Annotated in this window: 21 protein-coding genes; 14 read left to right on the forward strand and 7 right to left on the reverse strand. The window is 37.4% G+C overall.

What is annotated here, in order from left to right; genetic code table 11:
* Nucleotides 1-79: 79 nt before the first annotated feature.
* Nucleotides 80-1,327: an MFS transporter gene (locus tag MKZ14_RS04045; RefSeq protein ID WP_048391958.1), complete on the reverse strand. Its 1,248-nt coding sequence runs from the start codon at nucleotides 1,325-1,327 to the stop codon at nucleotides 80-82.
* A 537-nt stretch (nucleotides 1,328-1,864) separates the two neighbouring features.
* On the opposite strand from MKZ14_RS04045, the gene MKZ14_RS04050 reads away from it, so the two are divergent.
* Nucleotides 1,865-3,430, forward strand: coding sequence for a family 10 glycosylhydrolase (locus MKZ14_RS04050; RefSeq protein WP_333006615.1), 1,566 nt, complete (start codon nucleotides 1,865-1,867; stop codon nucleotides 3,428-3,430).
* Nucleotides 3,431-3,482: 52 nt separating this feature from the next.
* Here MKZ14_RS04050 and MKZ14_RS04055 read toward each other — a convergent pair whose 3' ends face one another.
* Nucleotides 3,483-6,572 carry an efflux RND transporter permease subunit gene (locus tag MKZ14_RS04055; RefSeq protein ID WP_333006614.1) on the reverse strand — a complete coding sequence of 1,030 codons (3,090 nt, stop codon included), beginning with the start codon at nucleotides 6,570-6,572 and terminating at the stop codon, nucleotides 3,483-3,485.
* Nucleotides 6,573-6,671: 99 nt separating this feature from the next.
* Here MKZ14_RS04055 and MKZ14_RS04060 point away from each other — a divergent pair, with 99 nt between their 5' ends.
* Nucleotides 6,672-7,505, forward strand: coding sequence for a TetR/AcrR family transcriptional regulator (locus tag MKZ14_RS04060; RefSeq protein WP_004224709.1), 834 nt, complete (start codon nucleotides 6,672-6,674; stop codon nucleotides 7,503-7,505).
* A gap of 46 nt (nucleotides 7,506-7,551) precedes the next feature.
* Here MKZ14_RS04060 and MKZ14_RS04065 read toward each other — a convergent pair whose 3' ends face one another.
* The 3 genes from MKZ14_RS04065 to MKZ14_RS04075 all read right to left on the reverse strand — a co-directional run bounded on the left by MKZ14_RS04065 (nucleotide 7,552) and on the right by MKZ14_RS04075 (nucleotide 10,509).
* Entirely contained in the window at nucleotides 7,552-8,340 is a 789-nt protein-coding gene (locus tag MKZ14_RS04065) for a protein kinase (RefSeq protein ID WP_333006613.1), read from the reverse strand.
* A gap of 286 nt (nucleotides 8,341-8,626) precedes the next feature.
* Nucleotides 8,627-10,294, reverse strand: coding sequence for a ribonuclease J1 (rnjA, locus tag MKZ14_RS04070; protein WP_004224711.1), 1,668 nt, complete (start codon nucleotides 10,292-10,294; stop codon nucleotides 8,627-8,629).
* Between the two features lie 5 nt (nucleotides 10,295-10,299).
* Complete coding sequence (locus MKZ14_RS04075) at nucleotides 10,300-10,509, reverse strand: DNA-directed RNA polymerase subunit epsilon (protein WP_004224712.1); 210 nt, start codon at nucleotides 10,507-10,509, stop codon at nucleotides 10,300-10,302.
* A 436-nt stretch (nucleotides 10,510-10,945) separates the two neighbouring features.
* Between MKZ14_RS04075 and MKZ14_RS04080 the strand changes: the two genes are divergently transcribed.
* Nucleotides 10,946-11,716 (forward strand): Cof-type HAD-IIB family hydrolase, encoded by a 771-nt coding sequence (locus MKZ14_RS04080; RefSeq protein ID WP_054549831.1) that lies wholly within the window; start codon nucleotides 10,946-10,948, stop codon nucleotides 11,714-11,716.
* Between the two features lie 58 nt (nucleotides 11,717-11,774).
* On the opposite strand, the gene MKZ14_RS04085 is transcribed toward MKZ14_RS04080, so the two are convergent.
* Nucleotides 11,775-12,536: a DeoR/GlpR family DNA-binding transcription regulator gene (locus tag MKZ14_RS04085; protein WP_244205652.1), complete on the reverse strand. Its 762-nt coding sequence runs from the start codon at nucleotides 12,534-12,536 to the stop codon at nucleotides 11,775-11,777.
* A 146-nt stretch (nucleotides 12,537-12,682) separates the two neighbouring features.
* Between MKZ14_RS04085 and MKZ14_RS04090 the strand changes: the two genes are divergently transcribed.
* From MKZ14_RS04090 to phnX, 5 genes are read left to right on the forward strand one after another with little or no spacing between them, the layout of a single operon-like run.
* Entirely contained in the window at nucleotides 12,683-13,435 is a 753-nt protein-coding gene (locus MKZ14_RS04090) for an ABC transporter ATP-binding protein (protein ID WP_048391952.1), read from the forward strand.
* Complete coding sequence (locus tag MKZ14_RS04095; protein ID WP_333006612.1) at nucleotides 13,428-15,059, forward strand: ABC transporter permease subunit; 1,632 nt, start codon at nucleotides 13,428-13,430, stop codon at nucleotides 15,057-15,059. The genes MKZ14_RS04090 and MKZ14_RS04095 overlap by 8 nt, the downstream gene beginning before the upstream one ends.
* A complete protein-coding gene (locus MKZ14_RS04100; RefSeq protein ID WP_328023710.1) occupies nucleotides 15,056-16,042 on the forward strand; it encodes an extracellular solute-binding protein in 987 nt (328 codons plus the stop codon). The genes MKZ14_RS04095 and MKZ14_RS04100 overlap by 4 nt, the downstream gene beginning before the upstream one ends.
* A 13-nt stretch (nucleotides 16,043-16,055) precedes the next feature.
* Entirely contained in the window at nucleotides 16,056-17,156 is a 1,101-nt protein-coding gene (locus tag MKZ14_RS04105; protein ID WP_333006611.1) for a 2-aminoethylphosphonate--pyruvate transaminase, read from the forward strand.
* Complete coding sequence (gene phnX / locus MKZ14_RS04110; protein ID WP_036077045.1) at nucleotides 17,146-17,958, forward strand: phosphonoacetaldehyde hydrolase; 813 nt, start codon at nucleotides 17,146-17,148, stop codon at nucleotides 17,956-17,958. The genes MKZ14_RS04105 and phnX overlap by 11 nt, the downstream gene beginning before the upstream one ends.
* Nucleotides 17,959-17,999: 41 nt before the next feature.
* On the opposite strand, the gene def is transcribed toward phnX, so the two are convergent.
* A complete protein-coding gene (gene def / locus MKZ14_RS04115; protein ID WP_016995004.1) occupies nucleotides 18,000-18,557 on the reverse strand; it encodes a peptide deformylase in 558 nt (185 codons plus the stop codon).
* A 393-nt stretch (nucleotides 18,558-18,950) separates the two neighbouring features.
* Here def and pdhA point away from each other — a divergent pair, with 393 nt between their 5' ends.
* The 6 genes from pdhA (at nucleotide 18,951) to MKZ14_RS04145 (ending at nucleotide 26,504) form a co-directional block, all read left to right on the forward strand.
* Nucleotides 18,951-20,066 (forward strand): pyruvate dehydrogenase (acetyl-transferring) E1 component subunit alpha, encoded by a 1,116-nt coding sequence (pdhA, locus tag MKZ14_RS04120; RefSeq protein ID WP_258859607.1) that lies wholly within the window; start codon nucleotides 18,951-18,953, stop codon nucleotides 20,064-20,066.
* A gap of 3 nt (nucleotides 20,067-20,069) precedes the next feature.
* Entirely contained in the window at nucleotides 20,070-21,047 is a 978-nt protein-coding gene (locus tag MKZ14_RS04125; protein WP_004224734.1) for an alpha-ketoacid dehydrogenase subunit beta, read from the forward strand.
* A gap of 47 nt (nucleotides 21,048-21,094) precedes the next feature.
* Entirely contained in the window at nucleotides 21,095-22,444 is a 1,350-nt protein-coding gene (locus MKZ14_RS04130) for a dihydrolipoamide acetyltransferase family protein (protein ID WP_016995005.1), read from the forward strand.
* A 5-nt stretch (nucleotides 22,445-22,449) separates the two neighbouring features.
* Entirely contained in the window at nucleotides 22,450-23,865 is a 1,416-nt protein-coding gene (gene lpdA / locus MKZ14_RS04135) for a dihydrolipoyl dehydrogenase (RefSeq protein WP_333006610.1), read from the forward strand.
* 213 nt (nucleotides 23,866-24,078) lie between these two features.
* Nucleotides 24,079-25,293 carry an ISL3 family transposase gene (locus MKZ14_RS04140; protein ID WP_333007013.1) on the forward strand — a complete coding sequence of 405 codons (1,215 nt, stop codon included), beginning with the start codon at nucleotides 24,079-24,081 and terminating at the stop codon, nucleotides 25,291-25,293.
* 428 nt (nucleotides 25,294-25,721) lie between these two features.
* A complete protein-coding gene (locus MKZ14_RS04145; protein WP_016995007.1) occupies nucleotides 25,722-26,504 on the forward strand; it encodes an SDR family oxidoreductase in 783 nt (260 codons plus the stop codon).
* Nucleotides 26,505-26,544 lie beyond the last annotated feature (40 nt).

Below are 26,544 nucleotides of genomic sequence, written 5' to 3' on the forward strand. Positions count from 1 at the left end.
GTCAAGATGCGTTTATGATTGTTTATAAGCTAAATTTTAATTGTTATTTTATCCTCAACAATTATCTGAAATAAAATCTTCACTTTTTTTCTAGCGAGTCAACATGCTCAGCAGTAGGTTTACCAGCTTTTAATAAGACTTTACTGCCTAGAAGGAAAAATCCTTGGATGAAGAGTAATAGTCCTGTACCGATGAGTAGCCACTCAATAGCAATAATATCAGCTATTGGCCCGAAAATTAGCATTCCTAAAGGCATCATAGAGGTAGATATCATACTAAGAATGCCAAATACTCTTCCCATATAGTCACTTTCCACTTTTTCTTGTAATAACACCGTTGCAGGTGTATTAAAGATTGGCATGGCTATGCCAGTAATGGCCATGATTCCGAGGTACAACCAAAAAATAGGAATGACGCCGAGAGCCATTGTACAAAGACCAAATAACAAAGCAGATAATGTCATTGTATGCACTTTATTTTTAAAGCCACCCCATGTTGCGATTGCGATACCACCGATTAACATCCCAATGGCAAAGGCCATTTCGATGGCAGTCAAACGCCATACATCATTGCCAAAAGTTCGTGTAACTTGTAAAGGCGTTAAAAAGGCAGCAGGTGCAGCAAGCAGCATGAAAAAGGCAAAGAACAAGAATAATTGTTTCAAGAAAGCATGCTCTTTAATATAGATGAAGCCTTGTTTCATATCACTAAAATAGCCTGTTGTTTGTGGCTGATTAGCTTTTGCATGTGCAGGGATATGCAGAAATAATAAGAAGATAGCGATGGCAATAGCCGCTGTTGTCACATCAATAAAGAAAATGGATTCAATAGAAGCCATCGTTAACAATGCACCACTTGCCATAGGTGCAAGAATCATGATGAAGGCTTGAATACTACTATTTGCACCATTGACCTTCATTAAATGCTCTTCAGGCACAAATTGTGGCAAAATTGCGCCCACTGCTGGTGTTTGAATACCTGCACCAACTGCGCGTACGGCTGATATAACAAATAGTAGCCAGAGCTCATCATAGCCGATTAAAAATAAAATAGCTAGAATCAGCGTAGATAAGGCAATCATTCCATCTGCTAAAATAATAAGCCATTTACGGTTATAGCGATCTGCCCAGACACCAGCAATAGGTGCTAAGAAGAAGGTTGGTAAAAAGCCGCAAATGATCGCGATGGTCATCATGCTGCCTGATTGTGTTGTAAGTGTGATATACCATGTAATGGCATATTGCACAAGAGCAGAGCCAAAAAGTGAAATCGTTTGACTACTTAAAAAAAGTATTGTGTTACGTTTCCAATGTTCCAATTTCGTCATCCCTTTCTAACAGTAGTGCCTGTGTGGAAAGTAAAAGACAACACAAAAAAAGAGGGGAGTAGAAGTCCCCTCTTTTCCAGTATTCCTAAAACAGACTAGACCTAATTCCATTTCCCTTGCACAGCAGGCAAAGTGTACACATATTTAATTAATAAGGTGAAATCGTAGTCTAATTGAAGCTGTCATTTGGAATACCCTCCGTTCTATATAAGTTGTGTTGATTGTAGCATAAAGTTCATCGATGCGTAAAGAATGAAATAAGCAAAAAATAGGTTGAATTTAAAAATATGGAAATTGTGAAATGAATCTCATAAAATGAAACGCCATGCATCTATATTTATCGATTTCTTTAAAGGAAAAGTACTATTCATCGTCTTTTCAGTAGTTTTTTATACATATTTTGAAACTATCGGGAACGTTTGTTAGAGGTGAAACTTATTATCTGCTTGCATTGATTCCGATAAAGTTGCTTCGGAGACGTGCATATAGCGAGTACTTGTCATATACTAAAATAGAAAAATAGCAAATGGAGGAAATATGAGAAAGAAAAATAGTAAATGGAAGATCTTAACTTTAGTCGCGATGATTTTTGTGTTATGCCTATCGACAATCCCTACAAAGACTGCCATGGCAAGCACGACACAGCCAAAAAGGGAGATGAGGGCTGTCTGGATTTCAACCGTTCTTAATCTTGATATGAAAGCAGGTATGACGAAGGAGCAGTACACGGCTTGGACACGCCAAACTTTGGATCAACTAAAAGCCAATAAATTCAATACTGTTATTTATCAAGTAAGACCAACAAATGATGCAATGTATGCCTCTGATCTAGCGCCATGGTCATCTTACATAACAGGCAAAAAGCAAGGCACGAATCCAGGCTACGATCCTCTTGCGATCATGATAGAGGAAAGTCATAAACGGGGTATGGAGCTGCATGCATGGATGAATCCTTATCGTGTAACAATGTCTGGACAAAAACTGACAGACCTTGCTGCTGATAATGTGGCTAGAACACATCCAAATTGGGTTATCAAATACGGTAAGCAATATTATTTAAATCCTGGTTTACCAGAAGTACAAGACTATTTAGTTGACGTAGTAAGAGAGCTAGTAGCTAATTATGATATTGACGCAGTGCATATGGATGATTATTTTTATCCATATAAAGTTGCTAATGAAGTTTTTCCAGATCAAGCAGCTTTTAAAAACTATGGTGCTTCCTTTAAAAAGGTGGAGGATTGGCGACGAGATAATGTCAACCGTCTTGTAGAAAATCTTTACACGGCCATTAAAGACACAAAGCCATATGTCCAATTTGGTATTTCACCATTTGGTGTATGGCGCAATAAATCACTAGATAAAACAGGAAGCGATACAAGGGCTGGTGTTAATAATTACGATGATTTATATGCAGACGTCAGAACATGGATTCAAAATGGCACAATTGATTACATTACACCACAAATTTATTGGTCAAGAACATTATCTGTTGCGAAATATGGAACGTTGTTAGATTGGTGGAGCCATGAAGTGCAAACCTACGCAACAACACACCCTGTGCATCTATACATTGGGCTTGCTGATTACAAAGTTGGCAATGATAGTGATGCAGCATGGAAAAATAAAATGGAGCTACCTAGTCAAATACTAGCGAATCGTTCGGAAAAGGTAGCGGCTGAGGGGCAAATGCATTTCTCCTTAAGAAGCTTTCAAAACAATAAACTAGGCTATGCAACGATTGTTAGTCAACAATTATATAATTACACAGCACTGACACCAGAAACAACTTGGGATGATGACACAGTGCCGAACGTGCCGACTTTTGTGCAAGTGACAAAGGAAGCGGCAGGTCGTAAGATAGAGATTATAGACGAAAATGAAACACAACCACGCAAGTATGTCATTTATCGTTTTACAGGAAACAAAGAAGGCTCTTATGATGACCCTCGAAATATAGTGGATGTTGTTTATAATATGGATGGATTCACTAAATTTGTGGACAAGTCAGCTCTTGCTAAGCATAGCTATACATACGGCATTAAGGCTGTATCTGCTACAGGTGTGGAAAGCAAGGAAGCTTTTGTAGTGAAAGAAGATTAATAAAAAAAACAGCCACTCACATGCAATGACTGCATGAATGGCTGTTTTTTTATTAATTTTCTTCAATATCTTTACGGTTTTTCTTTAACATTTTAGATAGCATTTCATAAACAATTGGTACAACAACGAGTGTTAATAGGGTAGAAGATAATAAACCGCCAATTACAGTAATAGCTAAGTCTTTGGAAATTAATCCACTACCGCCAGTACCAAGTGCCATTGGAATCATAGCACCAATAGTAGCGATGGCTGTCATCAGGATAGGACGTAAACGTGTTGCTCCAGCTTCAAGGATTGCTTCACGCATGGCAAGACCATCATGTTCCATATGAATGATACGGTCAACTAATACGATGGCATTTGTTACAACGATACCAATCAACATCAATAGACCCATCATGACAGATACAGAAATAGTTTGCCCTGTAACGAATAAACCAATGAATGCACCAATTACTGCGAACGGTAGTGAGAAAAGAATAGCGAACGGAGCTAAACCTTCTCCGAATGTTACCACTAAAATGAAGTAAACAATGGCAATGGCTGCTAACATCGCAATACCAAGCTTAGTGAATGTTTCTTGCATATCTGCAGCAACACCAGCAACACCAAGTGTTACACCTTTTTGTAAATCTAATTTATCAATTTTTTTATCAGCAGCAGTAGTGGCTTTTGAAATATCGTCACCGATAATCGTACCAGATACTGTTGCAAAATATTCACCTTTTGAACGAGATAATGAGTTAAGTGTTGTACCTTCCTCAACATCTACTAATTCTCCGATAGTCATTGTTGTACCCAATGCTGTTTTAATTTCAGTGGCTAAGACATCATCAAGTGAAGTCGCAGCTGCTTTAGCATCGCGTTGAACGATGACATCGATATCTTTACCATCGTTTTTCACGGTAGTTAATATTTCTTGTGATGTATTTGAATTTAATGCCATCACGATTTGAGCTGTCGTTAACCCGTATTGAAGGACATTTTTTTGTTCAACTTTTAGCACATGCTCTACATATGGATCTTCATTATCAGATTTAATATCTTCTAAGCCATCCACTTCTTTTAGAGCGCCCTCTACTTGCTTCACAGCATCTCGAAGTTTATCTAAATCATCACTATACAGTGTATAGCTGACTTCGTTTGATGACATCGACATAGAAGTGAAGTTTTGAGACTTCCATTCTCCTGATTGCCCGATGTTAAATACATAGTCTTCAACCTCATCACGAGCTTTAGGGAAGTCTTCCATATCCGGATCAAAGATAAGGTACATTAAGGCACCGCCAGCACCTCCACCCATCATCATTGCTGATGGATCGACATTCTTCGCATCTGTAATGGAAACTTGTAAAATATCAACATCTTTACGTTTCATTAATTCTTTTTCTACTTTTTCAACATTTGCTGCCGTTTCGTCAGCCAGCTCTCCCGTTGCAGGCGTATACGTTAAGTACATAACTTTTTCTTCTTGTGAGCCCATAAAACTAAAACCAATAAGTGGTGTTAATGCAAGAGAACCAACAAGTAAAAGAATCGCAAGGACAGATGTAATAATTTTGTGATTTAATACTTTTTCTAAGACACCTTTGTACCAGGTAGCAAGTTTACCAACTTCTTTATGTTGGCTTTCAGTCTTCTCACCGTATAACTTTTTACGGAATAAGAAGTGAGATAAAGCAGGTACGATTGTGATCGCAACTAATAACGATGCACCTAATGCAAATGTCATTGTAAGGGCAAATGGCATGAATAATTCGCCTACCATACCACCTACGAAAATAAGAGGAGCGAATACAGCGACCGTTACCAATGTTGAAGAAAGAATTGGTTTGAACATTTCAATTGTTGCTTCGCGAATTAGGGCACGACCTGTAAGTTTTTCTTGTTTTAAGTGAATTCGTCGGTAAATATTTTCTACAACTACGATTGAGTCATCGATAACACGACCGATTGCGACGGTAATCGCGCCGAGGGTCATGATGTTTAAAGTAATATCCATCCAGTTTAATAGGAGTAATGCCATGAAGATAGAAACTGGGATAGAAATAATTGAAATAATCGTTGATTTGAAATCACGTAAGAATAGTAAAATGATTAATACGGCAATTGCGCCGCCAAAGACTGCTTTTTCGATCATTGTAAATACAGAATCTTCAATTGGGGCACCTTGGTCAAGAGAGATCTCTACGTTTAAGCCGTCTAATCGTTTTTCCTCATCCTTCATAAGGTCTTTTACTGCATTAACAACTGTTACCGTATTCGCATCTTGGCCTTTTACGATTTGAATAGCAATGGCATCTTGACCATTTGTACGTGAAACAGATTGCACTTTACCTTCTACTTCAATTTTTGCAATATCACCTAGACGAACGAAAGGTGAAGGATTTGTAGCTGAAGGTGTAACTGGAATTAATAAGTCTTTCAGTTCATCCACTGATTTTACCTTACCATCTACTGAAACGGCTTGTTCCCCGACAGTAAATTGATATAAACCAAGTGACAGTGACATATCACTTGCCTGAATCATTTGTTTAACAGTTTCCTCTGTTAAACCAAGTGCTGCCATTTTTTCTTCATCGTATTTAAACGATACTTGTTCAATATGCTGACCTGTTATGGTAGCAGATGCAACACCATCAATCTTTTCGATTTTAGGCAGTAAAACTTCTTCTACTGTTGAAGTTAAATCAACAATATCTTCCTTAGAGCTACTTACAGATAAAGCGACTACGGGCATCATGTTCATGCTGATTGCCATAATAGTAGGCTCTTGAGCACCTTCAGGTAGTTTAAGATTATCTAAAGCTGCTTCTAATTGACGTTTTTTCTCATCCATATCAATTCCATAGTCGTATTCCACTTGAACTTGTGCTACGTTGGAAGAGGAAGTTGAGTAAACAGCCTTCACATCTTCTAAACTTTCTATGGATTTTTCGAACGGAATGGAAAGTTCATTCATGACTTGTTCAGGCGTTGCGCCAGGATATACGCCCATGACAATTAAATACGGGATCGAAATATCGGGTATCGATTCCATTTTCATCCTAGTACCCGAATAAATACCAGAGACAGTGATGATAATTGTTAATAACCACACTGCCAATTTGTTCTTTAATACGAAATTAACTAAACTTTTCACCTTCACACCTACCCTTTATTGACTATCTAAATTCAATTATTTATACTAATGACTAATCGGTCATTTGTCAACGAAATGCATTAGGAGAGAGTTAAAAATATGTTAAAAAAGCAATTAATTATGGAGAAAGCGTTAGAACTGTTTTCTGAACAGGGTTTTGAAGCTACGTCAGTACAACAAATCACAGAACGCTGCGGGATTTCTAAAGGTGCATTTTATTTATCCTTCAAAACCAAAGATGAGCTTGTTATATCTATGGTTGATTACTATTTACAGCAGTTTATTACAGATGTTGACCAAGTAGTCAGAGGAACGTATAACAAAGAAACTGTTTTGGTTGAATTTTATAAAAGTATTTTTCAAGCATTCAAAGACCATTCTGCATCTGCACGTGTATTCTTTAATGAAAAGGTCTTTTTAACAAAAAAAGAGCTATTTCATAAAATAACAGCGTATGAAGCAGAAATGTCGAAATCAATTCTCTATATGCTTGAGCAGCTTTATCAGGATCAATTAAAAGAAATGAAATATGATGTAATGTACTGCATAAAAGGATTTATGAAGAGCTATGCTGAGCTTTTTATTTTTTCAGATATGCCACTTGATTTAGAGCAATTAGCTAAATCTTTAGCAGAAAAGACAGATATTATTGCCCATCATACAACCATTCCATTTATTACAGCAGATCTTGTGCCGTTTATTGCAAAGCCGTGTGAGGAAGACGTGTCAAAAGATGCTTTACTACAATTATTGGAGCAAAATATAAATCATACTGAGGATTCTATAGAAAAAGAATCCATTGAGTTGTTAAAGCAAGAAATAGAAAATCCTACTTATGGTAAAGCAATCATTAAGGGGCTAATTGAAAATCTACGTTTAGACCCAGCGTATCATTGGATTGCATATGTAACTGCAAAATACTTTAATATTTGAACTCTAGGATAGAATTGTTCACGTTTGGCGGTGAACAATTCTATTTTTAATGGTTTTTATCTATGGATGGAGGCATAGATTGCAAGGCCTCTAACGCACTTGCAAAGGGTTCTTGAATCCATAATAGGCGCTCAAGAAAATCTTGGACTTCGATTGGTAATTTTAATTCCTGCTGCCAAGCTTTCTCTTTTTTCTTGCTTGGCTTGTAGTCTGAGTATAGTAAAAATAATAAAAAATGGCCGACAAAATAAAGATCACTAATATGATTTTCGGCACGTTTTGGATTTTCAATCGTAGAGATATCGATTAGCTTTTGATAAGTGGTAGCTAGACCAAAGTCAATAATATGCAATTGCTGACCTACTAACAATATATTCGGAATCCGTAAATCGCGATGTACAATACCATAATTGTGTAACTGTACAATTTGCTCTAATAATTGCTTTGTAATAGCAAGGGATTGAGCAATTGTAAATTTGGCACCATTCTGAAAAATAAGCTCCTCAAAAGTTTGCCCATTGACATAGTCCATGATAAAAAATGGACTGTCTGAAATTGTTCCTGCTGAATGGATGGTAGGAACATAGGGTAGTGAAAGTTGCTGGAGTATGTGAATTTCTTGTTGAAATTTATGAATGGTTTTCTGGTGGTGACGATGTTTGGGTCGCAAGCATTTTAAAACAAATAGACTTGCTGACGAGCAATTCTCAATTAAATACGTACGACCATATGAGCCATAGCCAAGGAATTTTTTAAAAGAAAAATCGGGATGTTCGGCTATGTAAAGTTCTACAGCCTGGTCAAAACTTTTTTCGGAAATTCGTTTCCACCACATTAGCTACTAAAGAAACTCATAGAGCTGAAAAAACTGCGTGAGCTTTTACGAGAGCTACGCTTATAATGCTTGTGACCATAATAATTATGTCGCTTTGAATATCTGCTACGGCTACTTGATGAAGAATGATGGCGTTTGGATTTACTATTAAGTAAGGAATGAAGAATTTTATCTAGCATAAAAACGCTCCTTTTTGATGTTGTTATTACTATATACGCAAAAATAAAAAGGAGGTTTCAAAAATAAAAAAGAAACTATGTAAAATTTACATAGTTTCTTTACGAGGTTAAACCTCCATAATAATCGGTAAGATCATTGGACGGCGTTTTGTTTTTTCGAATAGATAAGGTCCCAAAACGTCTGTAATTTCATTCTTCAATTCTGTCCATTGAGGAGTCTTGCTTTGAATTGTTTCATTCAGATGACGGTTTAACATTTTTTGTGCCTCATTGATCATCGTACCTGATTCACGCATATAGACAAATCCACGTGAGATGATGTCAGGGCCAGAAACAATTTTTTGGTTTTCCATATCAACACTTACAACTACAATCACTAAACCTTCTTCAGAAAGAATACGGCGATCACGTAACACGATATTACCGATATCGCCAATACCATTGCCATCAATGTAAACATCTCCTGAAGGAATACGGCCAGCTACATGTGCTTCATTGGCACTTAGTGCTAGAACATCACCATTTTCCATAACAAATGTATTGTCTAGTGGAACATCGCAATCTTCAGCTAGGTGTGTATGCATTTTTAACATACGGAATTCACCATGGATAGGCATAAAGAACTTAGGCTTCATTAAACGAAGCATCAGTTTTTGTTCTTCTTGAGATCCGTGACCAGATGTATGAATATTGTTTAATGCACCATGAATGACTTCTGCACCTGCACGGAACAATAAATTAATGATTTTATTAACACTCACGGTATTACCTGGTACTGGTGAAGAAGAAAAGATAACTGTATCGCCAGGCTGTATTTGAATCTGACGATGTGTCCCGTTGGCAATACGTGACAAGGCAGCCATTGGTTCACCTTGAGAGCCTGTACATAAAATCATCACTTCGTTTGCAGGAAGTCGATTGATGCTTTGAGCATCAATAAATGTATCCTTTGGAGCAGTAATGTAACCTAGCTCACGACCAATCGTAATAGCATTGTCCATTGAGCGACCAAAGACAGCAATCTTTCTTCCGTATTTTACGGCTGCGTCTGTGGCTTGCTGTAAACGGTGAATATTTGATGCAAAGGTAGCAAAAATAATACGGCTATCCACCTTACGGAAAATCTCGTCGATACTTTTTCCAACTGTGCGCTCTGACATTGTGAAATTAGGCTTTTCAGCGTTAGTACTATCAGATAGTAAGCAAAGTACGCCATCACGTCCGATTTCAGCCATCTTTGTTAGGTTGGCTGGTTCACCCACTGGTGTAAAGTCAAATTTAAAGTCACCTGTGTGAACGATATTACCAGGTGGTGTTTTAACAACAATTCCATAAGCATCAGGAATACTATGTGTTGTTCTAAAGAAGCTAACAGATGTTTTTCTGAATTTAATAACATCCTCTTCTTTAATTTCAATGAGTTTTGTTGTACGTAGCAAGCCATGTTCTTCTAATTTATTACGTAATAAGCCAAGTGCAAGCTTACCGCCATAGACAGGGATATTTACTTGACGTAAAAGGTATGGAATACCCCCAATATGATCCTCATGCCCATGGGTAATAAACAGTCCTTTGATTTTATCGACATTACGTACTAAGTACGTGTAATCAGGAATAACATAGTCAATGCCCAGTAAGTCGTCTTCTGGAAATTTTATACCGGCGTCAATTAAGATAATTTCATCTTGAAATTGAACGCCATAAGTGTTTTTGCCGATTTCGCCCAGTCCGCCGAGCGCGAAAACAGCTGCTTGGTCATTTTTAACAAACTTCATGTTTGTTAAATTTCCTCCAAGACGAAGTTCGGGCTTGCTTGTTCGTACTCTAAGTAGTTACCCTCAAGCAGTTGAATGAACTCGATGTTATAGTTTCGGTCTTTTAGCTTTTCACGTACTTCACGTTCTGAAGTAGCTTCTAGGTATAGACTTTTAGTATTTTCGCGAACTGGAATCTCATTTGCATTTTCTTGATAATAAACTTTGTAAATCATAGTTTGCTCTCCTTTAATTGCGTACAATTTTCTTGCACCTTTGACTACTACCACACACGTGCTACAAGAAAACAACGAATTTCTTTTATTGAAGAAATGTACGTTTGTAATACTTGTATCTCAATGCTTCAGATGTGCACTATGTTATAAAATTGTATAGGAAGTAGTGAGACAGTGGTTGCGTATAGCCAAATAAATGCATTTCCTTTATATTATCACGCACTTCCTCTAAAATAAAGAAAAGCCCTTCAAATAATGAAGGGCAAATGTTAGGCAATTGATTTTTTTCCGAGTACGCCGCGAAGTTGCTTCAATAATTTTCGTTTGAGTTTCTTCAGCATGGCACATCACTCCTTAGGATCATTATAATTAAAATTATTGTCTATGTAAAGTCATTTAGCTTGAAAGGATAATATTTATGGAAAGGGTTAATAGAATGAACAAAATTTTATTTTTTGATGTCGATGGTACTCTCTATAACAGTGAAAAAAAGTTACCTTCATCTGCAAAAGAGGCACTTTTGACAGCACGACGTAATGGTTATGAATTGGCAATTGCTACTGGTCGAGCACCATTTATGATTGAGTCATTGCTAGAAGAATTAGAGATCGATACGTATGTTACCTTCAATGGCCAATATGTTGTCTATAAAGGTGAGGTTGTCTATACAAATGGGATTGCGAAAGATGAACTAGCTAAAATTATTGCCTTTGGTGAGGCGCGTAACGAACCGGTAGTGTTTTTAGATGATAAACGGATGATTGCCTCAGTTGGCGATCATCGTATGGTAGCTGAAAGCTTAGATACTCTTAAATATCCGTATCCAGAATTAGACTCATCTTATTATATGCAGAACAATGTATATCAAACACTTATTTTTATGGAAGAAAAAGATGAACCTTTATATAATGAAACATTCCCAAATGTTCAATTTGTACGTTGGCATCGTTATTCTTGTGATATTTTGCCAAAGGGAGGTTCGAAGGCTGCTGGTATTGAAAAGGTGCTTGAAAAAATGGGCATCACTTTACAAGATGCCTTTGCTTTTGGCGATGGCATAAATGATATTGAGATGCTACAGGCAGTTGGGACAAGTGTTGCTATGGGAAATGGCCATGAGCGAGTGAAGGCAGTTGCTCATCATATTGCAGACCATGTAGACGAGGATGGTCTCTCTAAAATAATGCGTAAGCTATCCATTATTTAAAAATGAAAAACAACTAGTTGTGAAATTTACAACTAGTTGTTTTTTATTGATTAATGGTCTATGCCATATTGACGGTTTTTATTTGAACACCTTTTTCCGAAAAATGTTGAATCGTCTTTTTGGATAGTGCGTCATCTGTGATAATGACATCTACGTCATCCACTGGACAAACTTGAATCGCTACATCTTTATTAAATTTTGAGGAATCTGTAGCTACGTAGACTTTTTGAGAGATGGAAATAATTTGCTTTCTAGTAATCGCTTCATCCAAGCTAAAATCAGATATGCCTTTTTCAATTGAAACGCCACTAGCGCAAATAAAAGCTTTATTGATATTAAGATGCTCGAAGCGAAATAAAAATTCATTTGATGTCACTGATTTTTCAGAATGGCGTACTTTACCCCCAAGCAGTATAACCTCAATGTTAGAGCCGATTAGATCAAATGCTACAGGTAGTGAATTTGTCACCACTGTTAGTTTTTCCTTGTCCAATAAAAATGGTGTCATTTGATAGGTAGTTGTTCCGCTATCAATGAAAATACATTCCCCATCTTGAACGAGCGAAGCACATGCTCTGGCAATGGCGATTTTCTCTGTTAACTGTTCGTGAAGTCGGTGATCAATTAGTCCTTCTACTGGCTCAATATATTTAACGCCCCCATAAAATTTTTCAATTTTTTTGTCTTGCATCAACTGTTGGACATCACGACGGATCGTTTCCATTGAAACGTTAAACTCTTTTGTAAGTGTTACTAATTTTACTACCTTATGTTGACGTATAAACTGCAAAATTTGGTGTTGCCTTTCTATCATATACATTTCATCACCTCTACTAGATATTTACTCAAAATAATCATAACTTTGTCAACAGTTGGTCAGAATTTACTCAACATTTACACAAATAAGCATTTTCCTTTACAAATAGTCTCTATACTGAAGCTAAGAACTGAGTGAGGTGACCCAATTTGTTAGAGCTAAAAAATATCTCAAAAAGCTATAAAAATAAAAAAGTTTTAGTAGATATCAATGTAACCGTCGAATCAGGTGAGATTATTTCTTTGCTAGGACCGAGTGGCTGCGGTAAAACTACTTTGCTTAATATCATTTTAGGACTTGTAGATCCAACTGCTGGTCAGCTTGTCTACAATGGACAAGATATTTCCAAGCAATCAATGCAAGAAAGAGGATTTAATATAGTGTTTCAGGATTTTGCGTTATTTCCTCATTTAAATGCATACGACAATATCATTTATGGATTAAAAAATAAAAATGTGAAAATGTCCAAAGAGGAGATACAAGAATACATTGATTTTTTAGAGCTAGCTCCTCATTTGCATAAGAAGATTCATGAATTGTCTGGTGGGCAAAAACAACGCGTTTCCATTGCAAGAACACTCGTGATGCAACCTAAAATTCTATTATTAGACGAACCACTAAGTGCACTAGATGGCGTTATAAAGGAATCTATAAAGGAACGTATTAAATCCATCGCCCGTGAATTTAATTTGACGACGATTATCGTGACACATGATCCGGAAGAAGCCCTTACCTTATCGGATAAAGTCATCATTATTAATGAAGGTACAGTTGCTCAATTTGGCACACCTCATGAAATTGTTACAGCGCCAAAAAATCAATTTGTAGAAGATTTTATCTTAAGGCAGCTTCATATTAAGCGACATAACATCTATCAATTGTTTGGAGAAACATATGCTTAAAACGAATAAAATAATGAAATTAATTTTTCTACCGATTCTACTATTTTTTCTATTCTTTTTAATTGTGCCATTGCTTTATATGTTTTGGCAGTCATTCAAAATAGGCAATGTCGTTACCACTCAAAATTATATAGAAGCTTTACGGAATATCGAAATTCGTGAAGCTTTTACGAATAGTTTTAAAGTTTCTTTTGTAGCATCAGTGATTACAACCATTTTAGCCTTTTGGTTGGCCTATGCTGTTCATTTTACTACGATGCATCTCCATACAAAAAAGCTAGTTCAAATTGGAATTACCTTGCCGATGCTACTGCCAACCATCACCTATGGCTTTGTATTGATTTATACATTTGGGAATCAAGGAATTCTAACAAAACTAGTGGGGCAGCCTCTTTTTACAATCTATGGGTATAACGGCTTGGTGATCGGTTACGTCTTATACACATTACCAGTTGCTTTTATATTAATGCAAAACTCCATGCAATATATCGATAAACGTTTTTTACTTGTTTCAATATTAATGCATGATCAGCCAATGCGTCGTTTTTATCATACCGTATACCGTCCTATGGTTGGGACAATTGGCGGGGCATTTATTTTAACATTTGTTTTAAGCTTCACAGACTTTGGAATCCCTGCATCGGTTGGTGGCAATTACAGGGTAATAGCTACTGAACTTTACCAAGCTATGTTAGGTTCCATTGTGCATTTTGAACGTGGAGCAGTCATTTCAGTGTTAATGCTAGTACCTGCTATATTAGGTGTTGTCATGCTAACGATTTTAGAGCGCTTCAATTTTCAATATAAACAGGTTGGGCAAAGTGAACTTGTAAAGCATCGTTTACGAGACGCGCTATTTACAATTTATTCAATTCTCTGTGTAACAGCTGTATGTATTATTTTTTCAACCATGTTTATTGTGCCTTTTACCAAAGGCTATCCGTACGATTTCAGCTTTACATTAGAGCATGTTCAAAATGTACTCGCAGAGAAAGATTTAACAAAGGTTTACATCAATTCTCTCATCGTAGCGGTTCTAACAGCAATATTAGGTGTGGGCATAACATTTATGTCGGCGCTTCTTAATACAAGGACACCATTAAAGGGAAGAAAAAGCTTAGATGTAACTTCTATGATGACAAATACAGTTCCAGGTATGGTACTTGGATTATCCTACTTATTTTTCTTTAATGGAAGTTCTTTAAAGGGTACTTTTCTTATCATTATCGCATGTAATATCGTGCATTTTTTTACGACACCTTATTTAATGGCGAAAAATTCATTGCAAAAAATGGATCCTACGTGGGAAGTGACAGCTGAGCTGTTAAAGGATTCGTGGTTAAAAACCGTGATACGAATTATTTTACCGAATATTAGGCCAACGATTTATCAAATGTTTAGCTACTATTTTTTAAATGCGATGGTTACAGTCAGCGGTGTTATTTTTCTTGTCAGCACAAAGACAATGCTTGTATCGACAAGGATAAAAGAGCTACAGCATTTCGCAAAGTACACCGATATTTTTGTTTTATCGATATTCATTTTATGTACAAACCTCATTGTGAAATTAGGTTGTGATTATATAGCAGCACATAAAGAAAAAACGGAGGAGATTACAAAATGAAGAAGTCAACAGGCAGGATGTTAGGGACAGTAAGTGCAGCAGCAGTCGTTTTAGCTGCATGTGGAGGAGTAGCAGCAGATTCCAAAGAGCAAGTCATCATTTATTCAAATGCTGATGATGAAGCTATTGAAGTGATGGAAACTACATTAGATGATAAAGGCTATAAAGGTAAGTATTTAATCCAGTCGTTTGGTACTTCTGAGTTAGGTGGCAAAATGATGGCGGAAGGGACAGATATTGAAGCAGATGTTGTAACAATGGCTTCTTATTTTATAGAAAGTGCACAAACCTCAAAATCCATGTTTGTGGATATTTCTTCAGACTTAAAGCCTCTTGATGGGAGTGTTACGTATGCATTACCGATTTTAGGCAATGTAGGCTCTATCTTTATTAATACAGAGGTATTACAACAAAAGGGGCTATCTATTCCGAAATCCATTAAAGATTTGACAGACCCTGCTTATAAGGATTTAGTGTCATTCCCAAACATTATGGACTCCTCAACAGGGTGGCTTCTAGTACAAGCTATTATAAAGGAATATGGTGAAGAGGAAGGGAAAAAAGTTCTAGCAGAGTTAATTAAAAATGCAGGACCACATATTGAAAGTTCAGGCTCTGGCCCTATTAAAAAGGTGAAAACAGGAGAAGTTGCTGCAGGCTTTGGTTTACGTATCCAAGCTATTGATGCCAAAAACGAAGGGTTACCGATTGATTATATTGACCCGACAGAAGGAAATTTCACTTTAACGGAATCTGTAGCTGTTGTAGACAAAGAAGGTGAGGAAGCATTAGCAAAAGAAATTGCAAAGGTAATTGCAACAGAGGCTCGTGATGGTCTTCTAGAGCAATATCCTGTAGCTCTATATGAAGGAGAACAAGTAAAGGACGAGCACGTTCCTACCTATTTGAAAAAATGGGATACTACCTTAACCGTAGATTTATTAGAAAAACACCAAGCCTTCTTTAAAGAAGCACAGCGATAAGGAGTTATAGCAGATGAGTAACCATAAATTATTGACGCCAGGTCCACTGACAACAACTGAAGCAGTGAAACGAGAAATGTTAAAAGATCGTTGTACATGGGATGACGATTATAAAAATGTGACACAAGTGATTCGTAAGCAACTCTTAAAATTAGCAAAAGTTGATGAAGCTGATTACACTACGGTACTAATGCAAGGAAGTGGAAGCTTTGTAGTAGAGTCTGTACTAACAACAGCAATTGGTGAAAATGATAAGGTGCTGATACTAACAAATGGTGCTTATGGTGAAAGAATTGTTGAAATGGCCAAAGCCTTAAAGTTACAGCATGTTGTTTATAGTGCTCCTTATGATGAACAGCCCTCCTTGTTAGAAGTTCAATCCTTCCTTGAAAGAGATAGGAGTATTACTCATGTAGCTCTCGTACATTGTGAGACGACTACTGGTATTTTAAATCCTATTAAAGAAATTGGGGAAGTTGTTCATTCGTTCAACAAAACGTTTATTGTGGATGCCATGAGTAGCTTTGGAGGCGTACCAATGGATTTATCAAGCTTGCATATTGATTTTTGCATTAGTAGTGCCAATAAATGTATTCAAGGTGTTCCAGGGTTTGGATTTGTTATTGCGAATACAAGAGCTCTAGAAAAATGTAAGGGACAAGCTCGAAGTGTTGCATTAGATTTGTATAATCAATGGGAGGTGATGAAGCAAGACGGGAAATGGCGTTTCACTTCACCTACACATGTAGTGGCTGCTTTTGCGAAGGCACTTGAAGAATTAATTGAAGAAGGTGGCATTCATGCTCGCTATAAGCGCTATGCGTATAATAATCATCTACTTCGCTCTCGCTTATCAGAGCTAGGATTGAAAGCGTATATTTCGGAGGAGCTTCAATCACCAATTATCACAACATTTTTATTCCCGCATAAAGAGTTTTCTTTTGAGCATTTTTATCAAGAAATGAAAAAGGCAGGTTTCGTTATCTATCCAGGTAAGCTTACGGATGTCGATACATTCCGAGTTGGCAATATTGGTGATATTCATGAGGATGATATGCTTGCATTATGTGAGGTTATTGAAAATTATATGGTGGTGAAAAACAATGAAAATTGAGACGGTAATTTTGGACTGGGCAGGCACAGCAGTTGACTTTGGTTGCTTTGCTCCTGTAAAAGTTTTTTTAACAATTTTTGAGGACGCTGGTGTTACAGTTACACTAGAAGAGGCTCGTAAACCAATGGGTATGCTGAAAATTGATCATATCCGCACTATGCTAGAAATGCCAAGAATTAAAGAAGAATGGCACCGTGTACATGGACAACCCTTTACGGAAGAAGACGTGCATGTATTGTATAGTCATTTCGAAACAAAATTAATGGAGTCTTTAGCGACTTATACAGATCCTATCCAGCATGTGAAAACAACAGTACAGCAATTAAGAAAAGCAGGTATTCATATAGGCTCTACAACTGGCTACACAACTGCAATGATGGAAGTAGTGACAAAGCATGCGGCTGACAAGGGCTATCAACCTGATTTTCTTGTAACACCTACACAGGTAGGCGATAAAGGGCGACCATATCCATATATGATTTTTAAAAATATGGAGGCGTTAGGATCGCAAGCGACGAAGCAAGTTGTGAAGGTTGGCGATACAACATCTGATATAAAAGAAGCCTTGAATGCAGGTGTTTGGGCTGTTGGCGTAATTATTGGAAGCTCTGAAATGGGCCTTTCCGAAGAAGAATTCCGTTCTCTATCTTCAGAAGAGCAGCAACAAATCATAACGAAAACAAAATGTATTTTTGAAGAAACTGGCGCTCATTATACAATTGAAACAATGGAGGAGTTGCCAGCGTTAATTGAGACGATCAATGCTCGTTTAAATGTGGATAGACAATTAGAATATAAATAAAAAATAACCTCGGCAGATAGTACTAACTGCCGAGGTTGTTTTTAGTCGCGCTCATATGGGATTGAATCTGGTATTTCCGCAAACGGATTCTTTTCATTGATGCGGTCATAAAACATAACGCCGTTTAGATGATCTAATTCATGCTGAAAGGCAATAGCTGGCAAGCCCTTAAGGCGCATTTTTTTCTCTTCACCATCAATTGTTTTAAATTTTACTGTGATGCGTGCATGGCGAGGTACATACCCAGGAATATTACGATCAACAGAAAGACATCCTTCTCCTGCTGATAGGTATGTGTTTTCAACAGAGTGGCTAACGATCTTTGGATTAATGGCTACAAAGCTTAATTGTTCACCAGCCTCATCTTTTAAATGAAGGGCAAACATACGCTGTAAGCTATTTACCTGATTAGCAGCCAAACCAATTCCACTACGTAAATTGTATTTTTCTGCCACTTCAGGGTCTTGGCTGTTGATTAAATATTGAAGCATATCCTCAGCAAGCTTTCTTGTTTCATCAGTTAAAGGGAATTTAACTTCCTCTGCTTTTGTGCGTAAAGTCGGATGACCTTCGCGGATAATATCATCCATTAAAATCATATAGTAATCTTCCTTTCAACTTTGTAGTGCTTATTAATAAGTATACATCACGTTTTCGTACAATCCCATGAAAAAAGACCTTATTTGAATATACTCAAAAAATTTTTCTAATGCTATTAGATTTTCGAGAATGGGGTATTCTACTAGGGGAAAACCTATTGGAAAACGTAACAGTTGTATGGTGTGAGCAAGGTGTTGTAATACAGAATTTGAATATTAGTAATACAGTATAGGACAGCGGCGTTTGATTGTTATTCTAGAAAAAATCTTTGTATATAGCAGTAATAGATGATTGACCGACAGTATTTTATTCAGTATACTGAGTGTCAAGAATAAGTTGTACTAGTTAAAAAGGTGATTTATTTTAATACAGCTGAAAGGGAGATGTGACAAATGAGCAAGAAAAACAATAATATTTTTGATGCTAAACAAACGCTAACTGAAATCGAAGATAAGTTTGAAATGTTTCAAATTTTGAATGAAGAAGGCGAAATTATAAATAAAGAGGCAGATCCGAAATTATCAGATGAGGAACTTGTTGAGTTAATGACGCGTATGGTTTACACACGTATTTTAGATCAACGTTCAATCTCATTAAATCGTCAAGGCCGTTTAGGCTTCTATGCACCGACTGCTGGTCAAGAAGCTTCACAACTTGCTTCTCACTTTGCATTAGAACAAGAAGATTGGATTTTACCAGGTTATCGTGATGTACCGCAAATTGTATGGCATGGCTTACCTCTTGAAAAAGCATTTTTATTCTCACGTGGTCACTTCATTGGGAACCAGGTTCCTGAAGGTGTAAACGTTTTAGCTCCACAAATTATTATCGGTGCACAGTATATTCAAGCTGCTGGGGTGGCACTTGGTATTAAAAAACGTGGGAAAAAAGCTGTTGCAGTAACTTATACAGGTGACGGTGGATCTTCTCAAGGGGACTTCTATGAAGGCATTAACTTTGCAGGTGCATTTAAATCTCCAGCAATCTTCATCGTACAAAATAACCAATATGCAATCTCAACACCTCGTGAATTGCAAACAGCTGCTAAAACAATTGCACAAAAAGGTGTAGCAGCAGGCTTACCAAGTATTTTAGTAGATGGAATGGATGCGCTTGCAGTTTATGTAGCAACTCGTGATGCTCGTGAGCGTGCGGTTAATGGTGAAGGCCCAACATTAATTGAAACAATGTGTTACCGTTATGGTCCTCATACAATGGCTGGGGATGACCCAACTCGTTACCGTACTTCTGATACAGATAATGAATGGGCTCAAAAAGATCCTCTCGTTCGCTTCCGTAAATACCTAGAAGCAAAAGGTATATGGGATGAGAAAAAAGAAGAAGCAGTTATTGAGCGAGCAAAAGAAGAAATTAAAGAAGCAATCAAAAAAGCAGATGCTGCTCCAAAACAAAAAGTAACAGAATTAATGGAAAATATGTATAAAGGCGAAATGCCATCTAATCTAAAAGAACAGTATGAAATCTATAAAGAGAAGGAGTCGAAATAACCTATGGCACAAATGACGATGATTCAAGCAATTACAGATGCACTTCGCACAGAATTAAAGAATGATGAAAACGTTCTTGTATTCGGGGAAGATGTAGGTGTCAACGGTGGGGTATTCCGCGCGACAGAAGGCCTACAAAAAGAATTTGGGGTTGACCGCGTATTTGATACACCATTAGCAGAATCAGGTATTGGTGGCTTAGCAGTTGGCCTTTCTCTTCAAGGATTCCGTCCAGTTCCTGAAATTCAATTCTTTGGTTTCGTTTATGAAGTAATGGATTCAATTAGTGGCCAGCTAGCACGTATGAGCTACCGTAGTGGTGGCGTCTACAATGCTCCAGTAACAATCCGTTCACCATTTGGTGGTGGTGTACACACACCTGAAATGCACTCAGATAGCTTAGAAAGCTTAATGACAGCACAACCAGGACTAACAGTTGTTGTTCCATCAACACCATATGATGCAAAAGGTTTACTTATTTCTTCTATTCGTAATGACAACCCAGTTATTTTCTTAGAGCATTTAAAACTATACCGTTCATTCCGTGAAGAAGTGCCTGAGGAAGCATACGAAATTCCACTAGGAAAAGCGGATGTAAAACGTGAAGGTACTGATTTAACAATTGTTGCTTACGGTTTAATGGTTCATGAAAGCTTAAAGGCTGCAGAAGAACTTGAAAAAGAAGGACATTCTGTAGAAGTAATTGACTTACGTACAATTCAACCAATCGATGTGGAAACAATTATCGCATCTGTTGAAAAAACAGGTCGTGCAATCGTTGTCCAAGAAGCTCAAAAACAAGCAGGGATCGCTGCAAACGTAGTAGCAGAAATTACAGAGCGTGCAATTTTAAGCTTAGAGGCTCCTGTTCTTCGTGTGGCTGCACCAGATACTGTGTACCCATTCCCACAAGCTGAAGGTGTTTGGTTACCAAACTACAAAGATGTAATGGAAACAGCGAAAAAAGTTTTAACATTCTAATAAAGCTTCTAAACTTGAACAACAGTAAATAGAAAGGATGGGTACACATGGCATTTGAATTCAGATTACCGGATATTGGCGAGGGTATTCACGAAGGCGAGATTGTGAAATGGTTCGTTAAAGCTGGAGATACAGTAAAAGAAGACGATATTCTTTGTGAAGTACAAAATGATAAAGCGGTAGTAGAAATCCCTTCACCAGTTGAAGGAACAGTAGAGGAAGTTTTAGTAGGAGAAGGAACAGTTGCCGTTGTTGGTGATGTTTTAATCCGATTTGACGCACCTGGCTATGAAGACTTAAAGCTAAAAGGTGACGATCATGCTGAAGCAAAAACAGAGGCACAAGTTCAAGCAACTGCTGAATCTGGTCAGAACGTAGAGAAAGCTCCTGCTAAAGAGGAAAAGGCACCAGAAAACGCTCCTGAAAAAGCTACAGAAAAAGTGGAGACAGTAGTTGATGAAACTAAACGTGTGATTGCGATGCCTTCTGTACGTAAATTTGCCCGTGATAACGATGTAAATATCCGTGAAGTGAAGGGTACAGGCAAAAACGGTCGAATCCTTAAAGAAGATATTGAAAACTTCTTAAAAGGTGGCGGCACTGTAGAGGCCGAAACTGCAACTATCGAAGCATCAGAAGAAACAGTTCAACAAGAAACGTCTGCACCAGCAGCACCAGTAGTTCTTGAAGGGGATTTCCCAGAGACTCGTGAGAAAATGTCAGGTATTCGAAAAGCGATTGCAAAAGCAATGGTACACTCGAAACAAACGGCTCCTCATGTTACACTAATGGATGAAGTCGATGTAACAGCTCTTGTAGCACATCGTAAAAAATTCAAAGATATCGCTGCTGAAAAAGGTGTTAAATTAACATACTTACCATATGTAGTGAAAGCACTTATTTCAACTTTACGCGAGTTCCCAGAATTTAATCGCTCTTTAGATGATGCAACACAAGAAATTATCCAAAAGCATTACTATAACATTGGTATTGCTGCAGATACTGAAAGAGGCTTACTAGTACCGGTTATTAAGCATGCAGATCGTAAATCTGTATTTGCAGTGTCTAATGAAATCAATGAATTAGCGACGAAAGCCCGTGAAGGGAAGCTAGCACCACATGAAATGAAAGGTGCTTCCATGTCCATTACGAATATCGGCTCTGCAGGAGGACAATGGTTCACACCAGTAATTAACCATCCTGAAGTAGCAATTCTAGGTATTGGTCGAATTTCAGAAAAACCTGTAATAAAAAATGGTGAAATTGTAGCCGCACCTGTGTTAGCATTATCATTGAGCTTTGATCATCGTATGATCGATGGAGCCACTGCGCAAAATGCTTTAAATCACTTAAAGCGTTTGTTAAGTGAGCCAGAATTATTATTAATGGAGGCGTAACAAAAATGGTAGTAGGAGATTTCCCAATCGAAACAGATACTCTTGTCATTGGTTCAGGTCCTGGAGGATATGTAGCAGCAATTCGTGCAGCTCAAACTGGCCAAAAAGTAACAATCGTTGAAAAAAATGTACTTGGTGGTGTGTGCTTAAATGTAGGTTGTATCCCATCAAAAGCATTAATTTCAGTAGGTCACCGTTTTGAGCAAGCTAAACATTCAGATGACATGGGAATCATCGCTTCTGATGTGAAATTAGACTTCTCAAAAGCACAAGCATTTAAAGACAGCGTTGTTAAAAAATTAACTGGCGGTGTTGAAGGCTTACTTAAAGGGAACAAAGTTGAAATTGTACAAGGTGAAGCTTATTTCGTTGACGCTCATTCAGTGCGTATCATCAATGGTGAATCTGCTCAAACTTACACATTTAACAATGTCATTATTGCAACAGGTTCTCGTCCAGTTGAAATTCCAACATTCAAATTCACTGATCACGTATTAAATTCTACTGGTGCACTTTCTTTACAGGAAGTTCCTGGTAAATTAGTTGTTATCGGTGGCGGTTATATTGGTACAGAGTTAGGATCTGCTTACGCAAACCTTGGCTCTCAAGTAACAATTATTGAAGGCGGAAAAGATATTTTAGCTGGCTTCGAAAAACAAATGACACAAATCGTGAAAAAAGGCCTTAAAAAGAAAGGCGTTGAAATTGAAGTTAACGCATCTGCAAAAGGCGTAGAAGAAACTGAAAACGGCGTTGTAGTAACTTATGAAGTTGGCGGAGAAGAGAAAAAAGTTGAAGCTGATTATGTATTAGTAACTGTAGGTCGTCGTCCAAATACAGATGAAATGGGCCTTGCTGAAATCGGAGTTGAATTCGGTGAACGTGGTCTAATCAATGTTGACAAACAATGTCGTACAAATATTCCAAACATCTATGCAATTGGTGATATCGTTGCAGGTCCTCAACTTGCACATAAAGCATCTTACGAAGGTAAAGTTGCTGCTGAAGCAATTGCTGGTGAAAAATCAGTAGTTGATTATCTTGCTGTACCTGCTGTATGTTTCACAGATCCAGAAATGGCGACAGTTGGTTACAACGAAGAACAAGCAAAAGCAGAAGGCATCGAATACACTGCAGCGAAATTCCCATTCGCAGCAAATGGTCGTGCTCTTGCATTAAACCAATCAGAAGGTTTCGTGAAGCTTGTTGCTCGTAAAGAAGATGGCTTATTAATTGGTGCTCAAATCGTAGGTGCTGGTGCATCTGATATGATCGCTGAAATGGGCTTAGCGATTGAAGGCGGCATGACTGCTGAGGATATTGCATTAACAATTCACGCTCACCCAACATTAGGTGAAATTACAATGGAAACTGCTGAAGTATTACTTGGCAACCCAATCCACATTGTAGCAAAAAAATAATTTGAATAAAGGAGTGTAGTTAAAGCGGATGGATCATTCACTTAACTACACTCCTTTTTATTAGCTCTGGTTCAATTATTTACACGTATTGTCCTAATCAGGTTCTATAATATTTTTTGGGGTATTTACACAATTACACGCATAAAAAAAGCACAGATTCACTGATTTATATATACTTGAATTGTCGAGAAACAAGTAATAGAAAGGTGAACTGTGCAAATGAATTTTAACATGAATATCCCAGGATTAAAAGATGTAGAGATTACGAAAGTAGAAGAAGTAGGCGATCGAATCGCATTGTATGTGCAATTGCCTAAGTGCACGCATCCATGTCCAGTTTGTGAAAAAAAAACATCGAAGGTTCACGATTACCGTATACAAAAGATCAATCATTTAAAATGGTTTGAACGTTTAACTATTCTTTTCTATAAACGTCGTCGTTATGTTTGTGATTGTGGAAAGCGTTTCTCTGAAAAATCCCCCTTCGTAGATAAATATCAACGTTACTCAAAGGAATGGAATCAAGTAGTGAGTATACGTGCTATTAAAGCTAAAACATTTAAAGAAGCTGCAGAAGTGCTAGGTACATCAACCACGACGGTTATTCGCCGTTTTAAAAAGGTAGCGAAAAAACAATTAGTAGAGGGTGTACGTTTACCAAAAGCAATTGCGATTGATGAGTATAAAGGCGATACAGATGCAGGTACGTATCAGTTAATCATTGCGAATGCGGAGACGCGCGAACCGATTGATATTTTACCGAATCGTAAAAAAGAAACCATAAAAAATTACCTAAGTCAGTATGGAGCAGATGTTGAGATAGTGGTCATGGATATGAATCCAAGTTTTAAAGCAGCTGTTCGTCAAGCGCTAGGTCGACCTGTTATTGTGGCAGACCGGTTTCATTTTAGCCGTTATATCTATTGGGCAATGGATGAAGTGCGCCGACAAGTACAAAAAGAATGGGACAAATACAATCGTACAAAGTGTAAACGTATGCGTCATGTATTGTATAAACGTGCATCTAAATTATCACCGAAACAACAGTGGTACTTACAGCGTTATACAGAAATGTCTGAAACATTAAAAGTAGCTCATGAATTAAAGGAAGCCTATTGTGAATGGTTTGATTGGGCAAAGACAAAAAATGATGTTGTAGAAGTGAAGAAGCGATTACTAGCTTTTTACCGTAAGGTAGAAGAGACAAAATTACCAGCTTTCTTAAAAGCCATTCAAACATTGAAGAACTGGCAAGTAGAAATCTTAAATAGCTTTAGTTTTGGTTATTCCAATGGCTTCTTGGAAGGCATTAATAATAAAACAAAAGTGATGAAACGGAATGCATATGGCTTTCAGCGTTTCGATCACTTTCGAGCAAAAATCTTATTAAATTTAAAGTATAAAGAAATCGGAGTTCATCTGGGTTAATGTGTTAAAAGATTACACCACCCCAACATTTGACTTAGAACCCCTAATCATACCTTTTTATAGCTGGTCGGGTTTTGATGACGGCAAAGGATAAGGATGTTGTATAGGGTACTGTACATGAAATAATGTCAGAGGAGAGAATACAGTCGTTTTTTGGTATAGAGCTAAAAAATACTATATGAGGATGAAAACGATTAGTAGAAACGATGGTGCCTCGTGCATTAGGTGCAGAAAAATAAGAACGAAATAATAGTTAGCATGTAGTTAGAAAACACAATGATAAGTAAAAAGTAGCTCCTTATGGAAAAAATTCCGTAACACTATTGCCATCAAATATTTATTCTATCATTTACAAGTTCCTTTGATTATTCTGAATAATCGATAAATGCTATAATGATAGCATTGTAGAAAGTAAGGAGGATTTAATAATGGAGCTTAATTTAACAGGGAAAGTAGCAATTATAACAGGATCGAGTAAAGGGATTGGCTATTATACAGCCATGCAGCTTGTTAAAGAGGGTGCAAAGGTTGTACTTTGCGCTCGTGGTGAAAAACAACTACAAGTGGCTGCTGGATGCATAAAAAATGAAACAGGCGTAGATGTTTTAATTGTTCCAACTGACATTACAAAAGAAAAAGATTGTAAATATCTAATCGAGCGTACTGTAGAACATTATGGACGTGTTGATATTCTTATTAATAATGCAGGTACAGCTTCAGCGAATCCCTTTGAAACGGTGAGTAGTGAGCTGTGGCAGGCAGATTTAGATCTAAAGGTATTTGGAGCTATTCATTGTTCAAAATATGCAGCTCCATATATGCGTAAGGCTGGGGGCGGTGCAATCGTTAATGTGACAGCGGTGATGGCGAAAACGCCACCTGCAAGCTCACTTCCTACTACTGTAAGTCGTGCTGCTGGTCTTGCCTTGACAAAAGCGATGAGCAAGGATTTAGGGAAGAATAATATTCGAGTAAACTCTGTATGTATAGGACTGATTCGTAGTGATCAAATTGAAAAGAAATGGAAAAAGGAAGAACCCAATTTATCGTGGGAAGAATATTCTCGTAAAGTGGGGCAAGCAATTCCGCTTGGTCGTGTAGGTGATACGCAAGAAGCAGCAAACGTTATCACTTTTTTAGTATCTGATGCGGCAAGCTATGTTACAGGAACAGCTATTAATATTGATGGCGGCTCTGGTCACGCATTATAGGAAAAAATAAAAATCCACTATATGGGAATTATGTATAGTG

Origin of the sequence: Lysinibacillus sp. FSL P2-0066 (genome assembly GCF_037969495.1) — a bacterium.
GTDB lineage: Bacteria > Bacillota > Bacilli > Bacillales_A > Planococcaceae > Lysinibacillus > Lysinibacillus boronitolerans.